Below are 14028 nucleotides of genomic sequence, written 5' to 3'. Positions count from 1 at the left end.
AACATAACGCTAATACAAAAACGCGGAGAGAATCACATGCTCGATATGCTCAATGACCTCCTGTGGGGGAAGGTTCTACTAGTGCTGCTGGTGGGCGTTGGCATCGGTTTTACCGTTGCGTCCCGCTTTGTGCAGTTTCGTTATTTCGGTGAGATGTTTCGCATCCTCGGTTCCGGCCAAGCCTTTAAGCGCAATAAACACGGCCATTTAAGCTCGTTTCAGGCGCTGGTGCTCTCAGTGGCTGGGCGCGTTGGTGGTGGCAACATCGCCGGCGTAGCGGTTGCGATTACCTTGGGTGGCCCAGGGGCGATTTTTTGGATGTGGTTGGTGGGCTTAATGGGTATGGCCACCAGCTTTTTGGAATGCACCCTGGCACAGACCTATAAAGAAGCCGAAGGTGACGGCACCTATCGCGGCGGCCCCGCGTACTACATTGTTAAAGGGCTGGGTAAGCAGTGGCGCTGGCTGGCAGCGTTCTACTCGGTACTGCTGCTGTTGACCTTCGGTTTTGCCTTTACCGCACTGCAATCCTATGCGGTGGCAACCTCTTTCGGCGATGCTTTTGGCGTACCGGTGTTGTATAGCGGCATTGCTCTGGCGATGTTGGTAGGGCTGATTATTTTCGGCGGTATTAAGCGTATTGCACGTATTTCCGAGGTTTTGGTGCCCTTTATGGCGGTGAGCTATATCGCCATTGCGCTGCTGGTCATCGCCATGAATATTACGGAAATACCTGGCGTGATTGTGCTGATTGTAAAGAGCGCTTTCGGCCTTGAACCACTGATTGGTGGCGGTATTGGCGCGGCAATTATGATGGGCCTGAAGCGTGGCCTGTTCTCTAATGAAGCGGGCTTGGGTAGTGCGCCAAACGTCGCGGCGGTGGCCTATGTGCCGCACCCTGCCAACCAGGGCATCGTGCAGGCGTTTTCGGTATTTATCGATACCGTGATTATCTGTTCCGCCACGGCGTTTGTGATTCTGCTCAGCGGTGCTTATGACCCGACCGTAGGTGCTGGTGTTGAAGGCATCGCCCTGACCCAGGCAGCGCTGGCCGACCATGTGGGCGAATGGGGCCGCACTTTTGTCAGTTTGGCACTGTTGCTGTTTGCGTTTAGCACCATTCTCTACAACTACTACTTGGGTGAGAACAGCCTCAACTTCTTTAGCCGCGACAACCAGAACCTGTTTAACGCCTTCCGCGTTGCCATCGTGCTGTTGGTTTGCTGGGGTGCGACGACTGATTTGGGCACCGTGTTCGGCTTTGCTGATGTCACCATGGGGCTGCTCGCCGTGGTCAACCTGATTGCGCTGATCATGCTGTTCAAGTGCGGCCTGCGCATTTTGAAAGACTTCGATGGTCAGCGTCGGCAGGGCATCAAACAGCCGATTTTTGACGCTAACCAACACCCAGATCTTGACCTGGATCCAAAAGCCTGGGAGCTAGAGCCTGAAGAGGCCGAAGCGTTAAAGCAGCGCCTGGAAGGCGTGCCTGCGAAGTAAGTATTTATTTAGACGACTGTACTGATTAGGAAAGGAGTGGCCATGCCCCGCGTACTGATGCTCTATACCGGTGGGACTATTGGTATGCAGCCATCGTCACAGGGTTATATACCTTGCGCGGGGCTGGCCGAACGCCTAGCGGCGCATTTGGCATTGGACGATCTTTACCGGCTGCCAGCGTTTGATGTGCTGGAAATGCAGCCGTTGATTGATAGCGCCGAGCTAATGCCAGAGGCCTGGAACCGTTTGGTGGCACAGCTGGAAATCCACTGGTCGTGCTATGAAGCGTTTGTGATACTCCATGGCACCGATACCATGGCGTACAGCGCCGCGGCGCTTTCGTTTATGCTCGGTGCGTTGAATAAGCCGGTGATCTTCACCGGCTCCCAAATTCCCCTGGGTGAGCCAAGAAGCGATGCGCTGAATAATGTGTTCAGCGCGCTGCAGCTTGCGGTTCACCCCGCAACACCTTGTGAAGTAAGCCTGGTGTTTCACGACCGGCTGTTGCGCGGTAACCGAGCCCGCAAGGTGCGCACTCAAGGCTTGGATGCCTTCGACTCACCCAACTTCCCCTGGCTTGCCGAGCTTGGCATTGGTATAAACTTCCCTCAGCCCTCGGCGCTGCTAAGCGGTAAACCGAATTTTGCACCTATTGAGGTGGACGACGAGGCGGTGGCGGTACTGCCGCTGCATCCAGGAATGTCGCTGCGCCGCGCAAAGGCGTTGCTGGCGGATAAAACGCTAAAAGGGCTGGTGCTTTATAGCTACGGGGTTGGCAACCCGCTTAGCTTTGAAGGCGAGCTGCTTGACGCCTTGAAGGCGGCCAGCGAGAGAGGCGTAGCGCTGCTTAACGTCACCCAGTGTGCCCAAGGCGAGGTAGTGCAGGGGGCCTACGCCACCGGTGCCGCACTCAATCAAGCGGGCGTGATTGCCGGAAGTGATATTACCCTGGAAGCCGCTATCGCGAAACTAACCGTACTCATTGGGCAAGGGCTGGTGGGGTCAATGCTGAGCAAGGCATTGAGTGCGCCCATGCGCGGTGAGTGTAGCCGTTAAGCTTATCAGCGGGAAGAAACGCTCAGCGCGGTGACGGTTAGCAAGATGATCCCCATACCGACCATTTGAATAACGCCCAGGCTTTCGTTTAACACCGCTACACCAAACAGGGTGGCGGTAATCGGCTCGACCATGGCAACCATGGAGGCTAGCGCAGGTGCCGCATGCTTGATACCTACCACGTACAGCAGAAAAGATAGTCCAGCGCCGAGAATGCCCAGCGCCACAAACAGCGGCAGCTCCGGAGCGCTGATAACGCTGACAGCCTGGTTAATGTCCGTTGGAAACAGCAGTGCGATGGCTAGCACGGTGAAGGCGACCGAAAGAATTGCCTGAGGACTGCCATGGGGCGCGGCATACTTGAAACCAAAAATGAACGCTGCATAAGAGAGCCCGGCAAGCAGCCCGGTGCCTACGCCAATTAACGAGAGACCACTGGCGCTGATGGCATACAGCTTGGTTAACAGCACAATACCCACCATGACCAGCGCAATGGCCAGCCACTTGGCAGCGGTGGGGCGCTCTAGTTTGAGGGAAAATGAGACGAGGTAGACAAAAACAGGGGCGCAGTACATCAGGGTGGCAGCGACCGCAACGTTGCCATACTCAATACTAAGAAAATAGAACGTAAAATTGCCAGCGACGCCCAGGCCTGCAACCACTGACCAGAACCAAAGCCGCTTGCTGTTTAGGCCGCTATGCCGACGTTGAAGCAGCAGCCACCCAAGTGCGAAGAGAAGCCCTATAAACCCTCGATAAAATGACACGACGGCTGCATCCCAGCCGTCGTCTAACAAAATGCCTGCGATTCCCCCAGATATCCCCCAGCAGAAGGCCGCCAGCGCTATCAATAAACTGCTTGCGCCTGCCATATTTCACCTATCGTCCTTGAGCGGTAAACACTCGGGAGCAACGAATGTTTAAACGCATTTCTACTGCTTAGCGATGGCTCCTGATCTACTGCCTGTAGACCTTAATGCGGCTCCCCTGAAAGGTAGACGCTGAGCCCAGTGAACGAAAGCCAGCTAACACCAGCTATCCAAAAAACCAGTAACACACCGCAATCGCAGTGGTTACTCCCGCCACATCGGCGACCAACGCACAGCCCAACCCGTGGCGAATGCGAGTGATACCCACGGCGCCAAAGTAGACAGCCAGCACATAGAAGGTGGTTTCAGTGCTACCTTGCATAGTGGCCGCGAGTAGCCCGGCGAAGCTGTCTACGCCGAAAGTATCCATGGTTTCGATCATCATGGCGCGGGCGCCGCTGCCAGAAAGCGGTTTCACAAAGGCGGTGGGGAGAGCATCGACAAAGCGGGTGTCCCAGCCAAAGCCTTCTACTATCCAGCGGATACCGCCTAAGCCAGCGTCTAAAACGCCGCTGGCGCGCAGTACGCCGACCGCCACCAGCATGGCGATCAAGTAAGGCAGCAACGTGATGGTAAAGCTCAGCCCCTCTTTTGCGCCTTCAATAAAGGCGTCGTACACCCTCACCCCACGTAACGCCCCGACCACTAAAAACATCATCACGATGCTAAATAGCGTCAGGTTACCGACTAGCGTAGAGGCCGCGGCTAGCGCCTGGGCGGACATGCCTGCCAGCGTGGTTATCAGTAGCCCCAACGCAAGTGCAGCAATCGCTAAATAGGCTAGCACCACGGGCTGCCAGAGTTTTAAGCGCTGCATCAGTGCCACCGCCAAAAGCCCTGCAAGGCTGGAGGCGGTTGTCGCTAGTAAAATAGGTAAAAAGACCAGAGTGGGGTCGGCGGCGCCTTGCTGGGCGCGATACATAAAAATCGTTACCGGCAATAGCGTGAGAGAAGAGGTATTGAGCACCAGAAACAGAATTTGTGCGTTGCTGGCGGTCTCACTGCTGGGGTTAAGGCTCTGCAGCGAGTGCATCGCCTTGATACCAATCGGTGTGGCGGCGTTATCCAGACCCAGGATATTCGCCGCGAAGTTCATGCTGATCAGCCCCATAGCAGGGTGGCCGCGGGGAACCTCTGGCATCAAGCGGCAGAACAGCGGGTCGAGCACCCGTCCAAGCAGGCGAATCAAGCCTGCCTTTTCGGCAATCGAAAGAAACCCCAGCCACAGCGTCATGGTGCCCAGCAGCACCAGGATAATATCAACGCTCACTTCCGCCATGTCGAACAGTGACTGCACCAAGCGGGCAAATACCTCGCTATCGCCGCCAACCAACCACTGCCAGAGTGAGGCCGCGAAAGGCAGCGATAAAGAAGCTTAACCAAATTCCGTTGAGCATGGGTAGTGGGCATCCTGGGGGTTAAGAGTTTTTATATCTCCAGCAATGCCACTTATCCTAACCAATGAGCGCCCGTCACCGCTAACCCGACAGCGAAAGAAAGAACAGAATTAGCGGCGGGGAGAGCAGTGAAAGGATAAACCCGCTGACCACGGCAATGGGTACGCAGGCCACACCGCCGTGCTGCTGAATGACGGGCAGGGTGAAATCCATGGAGGTGGCGCCGCCGTAACCAATCGCCAGTGCGGTATGGCGGTGAATCACCAGTGGAATCAATATAAACGCCAGCAGCTCCCGGGTCAGGTCGTTGAAGAACGCCACACCGCCCATCAGTGGGCCTAGCTGGTCGCCGATCAAGATGGCCGAAAGAGAGTACCAGCCAAAGCCTGACGCCATCGCCAGGCCTTCGTTCCAGCTTAATGAGAGCAGCGGGGCGGCAGCCAAGCCTGCCAGCAGCGAACTTATTGCTAGCGTCACCGCAATCGCCAGCCCCATGCGGTTAAGTAAGATCTGCCTGAGTGGCATGCCGGAGTTACGCAGCTGGCAGCCAATCAGTGCCAGCAGCAGGTAGAGTACCCATTCGGCCAGTAAATCTGCGCTGTTGAAAAGCCTATCACCCAGGAGTGGCCCCAGCAGCAGGCCAGCGATAACGCCCCCTGCCACCACTGCGACCAATAAAAGCGAACCCTGCATGGCCGCCAGCTTACTGGTCGGAGCATTTTTCACCACCGGTGAGCTACCGGCCTTAAGCGTTAAACGGCGCGATAGCCACCATAGTGCTGCTAAGTTAAATAGCGTGGTAATGCTAAATAACAGCAAGGCGTTGCCACCCAGGCGCGAAAGCTGGCTAGTCAGGTTTTCAAGCCCGGCAAGGCTTATGCCCATGAATAGCAGAATCAGGTAAACCGAGCCATTAACCGCTCGGTTGATCAGATTCTGTAACTGTATGGAACGGACGCGAACCAGATAGCCAAGAAAAAGCGGTAGTAGAACAATCAATAAACCGGAAAACATTTAGGGCGTCGCGCCACCGTTTGGGTTGAAGTTAGTTAATGTCAGCTGCGTTTCGCGGCGACCCTCTTTTCGATACACCGCAGAAAGAATCAGCCCGGGCCAGTCAGGGTGAAAGCTAATGGTTAGCAGGCGGTCGGGCTTCTCGATATCGATGAGCGATACGTTCAGTGCTTCAAACTCTCCTGCGGGAACCTCAATGCTGCCTGGGGCGGTAACATAATATTGAAAGTGCTCATCGCGGCCTTTTTGATCGACAAACTCAATCGCGCAGGGCGTACTCTGTGTACAGTTTTCGTGTCCCGCCCGGCGGGAGAGATCAAATAGCGCCGCTTGGCGATCTAAAGTGGGGATCTCACCTTCGTTCAGTTGATAGCTATCACCCACGCCCAGCACCGAATAGCTGCTGCTAAAGAGCAGAGCGTTGGTGTCATTGCCATTGAGCGAAAAACGGCTGAACTCCTGGCCGCGCGCCACGGTGATTGAAAAGCGCATATCGCTTAACCAGTGATTCCCTTCGTTAGAGAGGCGATGGGTAATGGTAGCCCCAGGCCAACCGCGAACTTCAAGCCGGTACTGTGCTTCAAAGGGCCGAGGGGCTTCAAAAGGCTGCGGCTCTTTGAACGTCTCAGTTGCTAATGCCATTCCACTTGAGCAGGAAATAGCAAAACCCAACCCCAACCCCACACACCTGAGCGCGCGGCCAGGTAGTCGTGCAAAAACATTGACCAAGGGCCTTTCCTCCATAAAGGGTATCTTCCTAAGAGCCTTTAGCCACTGCTTGGTTCCTAGTGCGCCAGTATAGCCTGGGTGGGGGGCGTCAGTAACCTGCCTCCGGGTTGATGGTGGAGAGTTTTTCACCCGATTCAAAGGCATGCAAGTAGGCGATCACTTGGTCGATGGCATCATTCAGCGGAGTAGGTGCCGCCATATGGGGTGTGACGACTACCTTAGGATGCTGCCAGAGCGGGTTGTCAGCGGGCAGCGGCTCTTCCTGGAATACATCCAATAGCGCACCCCGCAGGTGCCCCGGCTGGTGACCGCTACCCAGTGCTTCCAATAGCGCCTGCTCATCAATCAAACTACCCCGGCCAGGATTAATCACACTAGCCCCTTGGGGCAGCTGGGCCAGCCGCTCGGCGTTGAGAATATGTTGAGTGGCGGCCGTATCGGGCAAAATGGTGATCAGGCTCTGCACTTGGCCGAGCAGTTCGCTTAATCCATCGTCGCCATGAAAGCAGTGCACACCACGGATCTGCTTGGGGGAGCGGCTCCAACCCAGTACTGGGAAACCTGCTTGCTCCAAGGCGCTGGCCACAAAGCTGCCAATAGCGCCCAGGCCTAATACACCCACCGGCCACTGGGATTTTTCCACCACCTCTTGCGGCTCCCAAGTGGCGCTTTGCTGCTGCTCTGAGTAACGATCCATGCTGCGGTAAAAGTGCAGTACGCCATAGAGGGCGTAATCGGCCATCAGCTCGCCCATGCCAGCATCGCGTAATTTTACAATTGGCACGTCGCTGGGTAGGCCTGGGGTTTTCAGCAGATAATCCACCCCTGCGCCTAAATTGATGATGCCTTTGAGCTGGGTCTGCTCTTGCAGTAAATGGGCGGGGGCTTTCCAGATGGCGAGATAGTCAGCATCTTTACGCTCATCCGCTGGTGCCTCGCTGGTGAGTACGGTGGCTTGGGGCAACGCTTCCGCAAGCGCCGCTTGCCACTGTGCCGCCTCATCAATATGCACGACAATTTTCATTTCGTTTCCTCTCGCTAAACGTGTTTCCAATGCAGGTTATCATGGTGAGCGATAGGGGCCGTTGCAAGCTCGCATAGTGCAAATAACGATGCCGTATGCACTTTTTGTCATAAAGCCTTTGACCGCTAACCAAGGGTCGGTGCTAGTATCGGCTTAAGACGACATTGGCGGGCCTGCTGCAAGCGCGGCAGATGCAACCCGACGCCTGATCGGTGGTGGCCAGGTCGATCCTGTGGCCCAGCGTTGCGTGCCTAATAGTAGGCAGTGCGCTGGTTCTTGGTGATCTTTAATGGCGAGTTGCCCGATGACTCAGGTTTCCCTGCCTTTCACGCGCGAAGAGTACGCTAACCGCCTGTGGAAAGTGCGTGCTGAAATGGCCAGTCGTGGTATTGACGTACTGATCGTCAGTGACCCTTCCAATATGGCTTGGCTGACCGGCTACGACGGCTGGTCGTTTTATGTGCATCAGTGTGTGCTGGTGGGCCTTGAAGGCGAGCCGGTATGGTTCGGGCGGCGCATGGATGCCAACGGTGCTCTGCTCACCTGTTGGATCGATCCCGAAAACATTACCTACTATCCGGATTACTACGTACAGAATCCGGACATGCACCCGATGGAGTATCTGGCTCAGTCGATCATGCCGGATCGCGGCTGGCATCTGGGGTGGTGGGTATGGAGATGGATAACTACTACTTCTCCGCCAAGGCCTATCTAAGCCTACTGCGCGAACTCCCCCATGCGCGTTTTATGGATGCCAATGCGCTGGTTAACTGGTGCCGGGCGATCAAATCGCCGCAAGAAGTGGCCTATATGCGCATTGCCGCCAAGATTGTGGAAGGTATGCATACGCGTATTCTTGAAGTGATTGAGCCTGGCTTGCCCAAGAGCAAGCTGGTGTCAGAGATTTACCGCGTTGGCATCGAAGGTTTTGTGGATGAGAACGGCAAAGTATTTGGCGGCGACTATCCCGCCATAGTGCCCATGCTGCCTACTGGTAAAGACGCCGCCGCGCCACACCTAACCTGGGACGACACGCCGTTCCGCAAAGGTGAAGGTACTTTCTTTGAGATTGCCGGGGTGTTTAAACGCTATCATGCGCCGATGTCGCGCACCGTATTTCTGGGCACACCGCCGACGGATTTTATTCGCGCGGAATCAGCTCTGCTAGAAGGCATCGAAAATGGTTTGGCAGTGGCCAAACCTGGTAACCGTACGGCGGATATCGCCATGGCACTGGGTGCGGCGATGGATAAATACGGTTTTGACCGTGGCGGCGCCCGCTGTGGTTACCCTATCGGTATCTCCTATCCGCCCGACTGGGGCGAGCGCACCATGAGTCTGCGCCCCTCGGATGAAACCATTCTCCAGCCAGGCATGACGTTCCACTTCATGCCTGGGCTATGGGTCGATGACTGGGGTCTGGAAATTACCGAAAGCATTCTGATTACCGACGATGGCTGTGAGACGCTGGCCAATTTCCCGCGCCAGCTGTTTGTGAAGTAGTGCTGATATAGCTGCCCGTAACATAAAGGAATTTTTCATGACGACGATGCGACCAAGTCCCATTTCCGCCACCGTTGATTTTGATGCCGATGGCGTGCAGCACGGCTTTTTAAAGCTACCGATCTCTACCGATGAGTCTGCCTGGGGCGCGGTGATGATTCCTGTGACCGTGGTAAAAAACGGCGAAGGCCCCACGGCACTGCTGACCGGCGGCAACCACGGCGATGAATATGAGGGCATCACCTCGCTACTGAAACTCTCTTCAACGCTGAAGGCAGAGGACGTGACAGGGCGGGTGATTATCGTGCCGTGCATGAATACTCCAGCGGTTATGGCAGGCAAGCGTACCTCTCCGATGGACAAGGGCAACCTCAACCGCAGCTTTCCCGGCGACCCCAATGGCAGCGTCACACCGCAAATTGCCGACTACTTCACCCGTGTGTTGGTACCCATGGCGGACGTGGTGCTCGACCTTCACTCGGGCGGCCGCACGCTGGATATTCTGCCCTTCGGCGCGTCTCACGTGCTGGATAATAAAGAGCAGCAGCAGGCCGCTCTGGAAGGTGCCAAAGCGTTCGGCGCCCCCTATGCCATGGTGATGTTTGAGTTGGATGCGGAAAAACTCTTCGACACTGCCTGCGAGCGCCAGGGCAAAGTCTTTGTGGCCACCGAGCTTGGCGGCGGCGGTACTTCCACCCCACAAAGCATTGCCATTGCCGAGCGCGGCGTGCGCAATTTCCTGATTCACTACGGCCTTGTAGAAGGCGAAGTGGAAATGCCCACAGGTGGGCAGCTGTATCTCGATATGCCCGACGCCAGTTGCTACGTGCAGAGCCAGCACTCCGGCGTGTTAGAGCTATTGGTGGCCCTGGGTGATGAAGTGAAAAAAGGCCAAACCATCGCCTACGTGTACGACATGACCCGCAGCGGCACCGATCCGGTTGCCTATAAAGCAGAGCGCGACGGCATTCTAATGGCTCGCCGTGCCCCCTCACTGATCAATATGGGGGATACCCTGGCGGTGATTGCCGATGTTGTTGAACGCCTGGAGGCGTAATCCTCGGCATGATGAAACTTGACCGTTACGATCTGAAAATTCTCGATATCCTCTCCCGCGATGGGCGAATCACCAAGTCGAAGCTAGCCGAGGCGATCAATCTCTCGGTCAGCCCCTGCTGGGAGCGGGTAAAGCGCCTGGAAAAGGCTGGCATCATTGAAGGGTATACCGCGCGCATCAACGCGGACGTGTTGGTGCCGCGCAATCCTGTCTGGGTGCAGATTGAGCTCAAGCAGCACAACGCCGAAAGCTTCACTCGTTTTGAAGCGCTAGTGATGCAAACCCCGGAAGTTACCGAGTGTGTGGCGGTGGGCGGTGGGGTGGATTACTTAGTGAAGTTTGAAGCGCGCACCATCGATAGCTACCAGCGTTTGATGGATAAGTGGCTGGTCTCTGAAGCCGGTATCGAGCGCTACTTCACCTATATCGTGACCAAAACCGTCAAACGCGTTCCTATAGGCATTGATACCGACGACATTCTTTAATGTAGTTTTTGGCCCCCTATCGTAAGCCCACCAAAAAAAAGCACTGCCAAACGCTCTCTGACAAAAAAAGTCGCGTGATAAGTCTCGGTTTTCAAAAACACTTCGTGGCTCCTCTCCGTTAACCTGTGGGCATTCGACGGCAAGGCTAATCAGCGCTTGCTGACAATGCCACACAGTGACTGCAGCGCTCGGTTAGCCAGACTGCATTTGAGGGGGAGGTTCCATGACCACACTATCGACCACGCTCGCCAAGCGCCTGGAAGATCCGCGTCTGTTCCGGCAGTACGCCTACGTGAACGGTAAGTGGACTCACGGGGAAGGCGGTCGCGAAGAGGCTGTCTATGACCCCGCTACCAATGAAGCCATTGGTCATATCCCGTTGCTGGAAGCCGAGCAGATAACCGCCGCTGTAGATGCCGCTGAAGCCGCTTTTGTACAGTGGCGGGCGCTACGCGCCGATGAGCGCTGCGAGCGCCTGCTGGCCTGGTATGACCTGATTCAAGCCAACCGTGAAGACCTTGCGACCATCATGACGCTGGAGCAGGGTAAGCCGCTGCCCGATGCCCGTGGGGAGGTGCAGTACGGTGCCAGTTTCGTGCGCTGGTTCGCCGAAGAGGGTAAGCGTACCTATGGCGAAACCATCCCCAGCCATATTCCCAACGCATCACTTGGTACCATTAAAGAGCCGGTGGGAATCGCGGCGATGATTACGCCATGGAACTTTCCGTTGGCGATGATTACCCGCAAAGCTGCGGCGGCGCTGGCAGCGGGCTGCCCGGTGATCGTCAAACCCGCCAATGAAACGCCCTTCTCGGCGTTGGCGCTGGCGGAGCTGGCCGAGCGTGCTGGGATTCCCGCGGGGATTTTCAATGTGGTGCTGGGCGATCCTGCGGAAGTCTCAAAGATTCTCTGCGCCGAATCGCGTATTCGGGCGTTGTCGTTCACCGGTTCCACCCGCGTGGGCCGTCTGCTGATTGAGCAGAGCGCTAATACCGTCAAGCGGCTCTCCCTGGAGTTGGGGGGCAATGCGCCGTTTATTGTTGGGCCCGATATGGATCCCAAAGAGGCGGCCTTTGCGGCCATTGACGCCAAGTTCCAAACCGCTGGGCAGGACTGTCTGGCTGCCAATCGCATTCTGGTGCATGAATCTATCCACGATGAATTCGTAGAGCATTTCAGCGAGCGTATGGCGGCGCTTACCGTGGGCAATGGCCTCCACAGTGAGATAGACCTTGGCCCGTTGATTCACCGTCAGGCGGTAGAAAAGGCGGCCGCGATTGTCGATGACGCCATTTCCAAAGGCGCCAAGATGGTGGGTGGTGATCAAAGCCAGGCACCGGGGGAAAATTTCTTTATGCCGGTGATGCTGACCGGCGTGACGGCGCAGATGAAAGTGTGGCGGGAAGAGAACTTCGCGCCTGTGGCCGGGATCACCGCCTATAGCACCGACGACGAAGTGATTGAAATGGCCAACGACACTGAGTACGGCCTGGCGGCGTATATCTATACCCACGATATTCGCCGCATCTGGAAGCTGATGCGCGCCCTGGAGTACGGCATGGTCAGCGTTAACTCGGTTAAGATGACCGGCCCGCCGGTTCCCTTTGGTGGCGTGAAGCAGTCTGGCCTTGGCCGTGAAGGCGGTGCCACGGGTATCGATGAATACCTGGAAACGAAGTATTACTGCCTGGGCGCGCTGGGCTCAGTATCGGGTAGTTAAGTCCGGGAACTTGAGTTGGCCTTGTGGGAGGCCGGCTCGGCCGGGCGAAGGCACCGTTAGGTGCCTAAAAATAAGTTCATCATTAATGAATAAAGCACCTCCCCGCTGACTGGGGAGGTTTACCGTACAGAGAGAACACTATGAGCTTGCATCAGGATTTGATCGAACGCGACCGTAAAGTCACTTTCCACGCCTCTACCCACTTGCGCGATTTCGCCCATGGCGATGCGCCGGGCCGCGTGATTACCGGCGGCAAAGGCATCAATATCGTGGATAAGGACGGCCGCGAATTTATCGACGGCTTTGCCGGGCTTTACTGCGTCAACATCGGCTACGGGCGCACCGAAGTCGCCGAGGCGATCTATAAGCAGGCACTTGAACTCTCTTACTACCATACCTACGTAGGTCACTCCAACGAGCCGCAGATCGAGCTTTCCGAGCGTATTCTAAAAATCGCCGGGATGAATATGTCCAAGGTTTACTACGGCATGTCGGGTTCTGATGCCAACGAAACCCAGCTCAAGATCGTACGCTACTACAACAACGTGCTGGGCCGTCCGCAGAAGAAAAAGGTTATCTCACGTATGCGTGGTTACCATGGTTCGGGCATTGCCTCGGGCTCGCTGACCGGCCTGAAAGCATTCCACGACCACTTCGATCTGCCCATCGATACCATTCGCCATACCGAAGCGCCGCATTACTACCTGCGTGCCGCCGAACAGCACGGCATGACCGAGCTGGAGTTCTCTGCGTATTGCGCTGAGAAACTGGAAGCGATGATTCTGGAAGAAGGCCCGGATACCGTGGCCGCCTTTATCGGTGAGCCGGTACTGGGTACTGGCGGTATCGTACCGCCGCCGGAAGGCTACTGGGATGCCATTCAAAGCGTGCTGGCGAAGTATGACGTGCTGCTGATTGCCGATGAAGTGGTCTGTGGCTTTGGCCGTACCGGCTCTGACTTCGGTAGCCACCACTACAATATGAAGCCTGACCTGGTCACCATCGCCAAGGGCTTAACTAGCGCCTACCAGCCGCTCTCCGGCGTGATTGTTGGCGAGAAGGTGTGGCAGGTGCTGGAGCAGGGCACCGGTGAGTATGGCCCCATCGGCCACGGCTGGACCTACTCTGGCCACGCTCTGGGCTGTGCGGCAGGGCTTGCCAACCTGGATATCATCGAGCGTGAAAACCTGGTGGGTAACGCGTCGGAAACCGGTGCTTACTTCCAGCAGCAGCTAAAAGCCAATTTCGAAGGTCATCCGCTGCTGGGCGACGTTCGTGGTGTAGGCCTGATGGCGGCACTGGAGTTCTCTCCGGATGCCAAGCAGCGCCTGCACTTCGACCCGGCGCTTAAAGTCGGCCCTCGCGTGGCGGCTGCCGCCATGGAAGAGAACCTGATTGCCCGGGCCATGCCGCAAGGCGATATTCTCGGCTTTGCGCCGCCGCTGACCATTAATCGTGGTGAAGTGGACGAGATGATTGGCCGCGCCAAGCGCGCCATTGACCGGGTTACCGATGAGCTTACGCGCTCTGGCGACCTGAAAAGCGGTGAAAAAGAGGCCGCGTTTACGGTCTGACCGAGTGTCGTAGTCTTCTGAGCGCCGCTGCCTGTGCAGCGGCGCTTTTGTTATTGAAGGTGTCGTCTATGCTAAAGATATAAGCTGAACTCAGGTCACA

General features: G+C 56.3%; 10 protein-coding genes and 2 pseudogenes. 7 read left to right on the top strand and 5 right to left on the bottom strand.

Going from position 1 to position 14028, the window contains the following annotated elements; genetic code table 11:
* The first annotated feature begins 36 nt into the window (after nt 1-36).
* Nucleotides 37-1500, top strand: coding sequence for an alanine/glycine:cation symporter family protein (locus FDY98_RS24580; RefSeq protein WP_022522321.1), 1464 nt, complete (start codon nt 37-39; stop codon nt 1498-1500).
* Between the two features lie 42 nt (nt 1501-1542).
* The gene (locus tag FDY98_RS24575; RefSeq protein WP_022522322.1) at nt 1543-2556 is read left to right on the top strand and encodes an asparaginase domain-containing protein; all 1014 of its coding nucleotides are present in this window, start codon (nt 1543-1545) and stop codon (nt 2554-2556) included.
* A gap of 5 nt (nt 2557-2561) precedes the next feature.
* On the opposite strand, the gene FDY98_RS24570 is transcribed toward FDY98_RS24575, so the two are convergent.
* From FDY98_RS24570 to FDY98_RS24550, 5 genes and pseudogenes are all read right to left on the bottom strand, one after another.
* Complete coding sequence (locus FDY98_RS24570; protein WP_009287352.1) at nt 2562-3428, bottom strand: DMT family transporter; 867 nt, start codon at nt 3426-3428, stop codon at nt 2562-2564.
* A gap of 163 nt (nt 3429-3591) precedes the next feature.
* Nucleotides 3592-4822 (bottom strand): annotated as a pseudogene (locus FDY98_RS24565) (nucleoside recognition domain-containing protein).
* An 81-nt stretch (nt 4823-4903) separates the two neighbouring features.
* Nucleotides 4904-5836 (bottom strand): lysine exporter LysO family protein, encoded by a 933-nt coding sequence (locus FDY98_RS24560; RefSeq protein ID WP_009287351.1) that lies wholly within the window; start codon nt 5834-5836, stop codon nt 4904-4906.
* A complete protein-coding gene (locus FDY98_RS24555) occupies nt 5837-6478 on the bottom strand; it encodes a hypothetical protein (protein WP_081742559.1) in 642 nt (213 codons plus the stop codon).
* Nucleotides 6479-6653: 175 nt separating this feature from the next.
* Complete coding sequence (locus FDY98_RS24550) at nt 6654-7589, bottom strand: 2-hydroxyacid dehydrogenase (protein WP_027958053.1); 936 nt, start codon at nt 7587-7589, stop codon at nt 6654-6656.
* Nucleotides 7590-7893: 304 nt separating this feature from the next.
* Between FDY98_RS24550 and doeA the strand changes: the two are divergent.
* From doeA to FDY98_RS24525, 5 genes and pseudogenes are all read left to right on the top strand, one after another.
* A pseudogene (doeA, locus tag FDY98_RS24545) lies at nt 7894-9092 on the top strand (ectoine hydrolase DoeA).
* A gap of 37 nt (nt 9093-9129) precedes the next feature.
* Entirely contained in the window at nt 9130-10149 is a 1020-nt protein-coding gene (gene doeB / locus FDY98_RS24540) for a N(2)-acetyl-L-2,4-diaminobutanoate deacetylase DoeB (protein WP_022522327.1), read from the top strand.
* Between the two features lie 8 nt (nt 10150-10157).
* A complete protein-coding gene (locus FDY98_RS24535; RefSeq protein ID WP_022522328.1) occupies nt 10158-10634 on the top strand; it encodes an Lrp/AsnC family transcriptional regulator in 477 nt (158 codons plus the stop codon).
* A gap of 223 nt (nt 10635-10857) precedes the next feature.
* The gene (locus FDY98_RS24530; protein WP_027958051.1) at nt 10858-12354 is read left to right on the top strand and encodes an NAD-dependent succinate-semialdehyde dehydrogenase; all 1497 of its coding nucleotides are present in this window, start codon (nt 10858-10860) and stop codon (nt 12352-12354) included.
* A 140-nt stretch (nt 12355-12494) separates the two neighbouring features.
* A complete protein-coding gene (locus FDY98_RS24525) occupies nt 12495-13928 on the top strand; it encodes an aspartate aminotransferase family protein (protein WP_009287349.1) in 1434 nt (477 codons plus the stop codon).
* Nucleotides 13929-14028 lie beyond the last annotated feature (100 nt).

This window comes from Halomonas sp. PA16-9 (genome assembly GCF_009728585.1).
Taxonomy (GTDB): domain Bacteria; phylum Pseudomonadota; class Gammaproteobacteria; order Pseudomonadales; family Halomonadaceae; genus Vreelandella; species Vreelandella titanicae.
The sequence above is the reverse complement of the archived record's forward strand: the minus strand, read 5'-3'. Positions and strand labels throughout refer to the sequence as shown.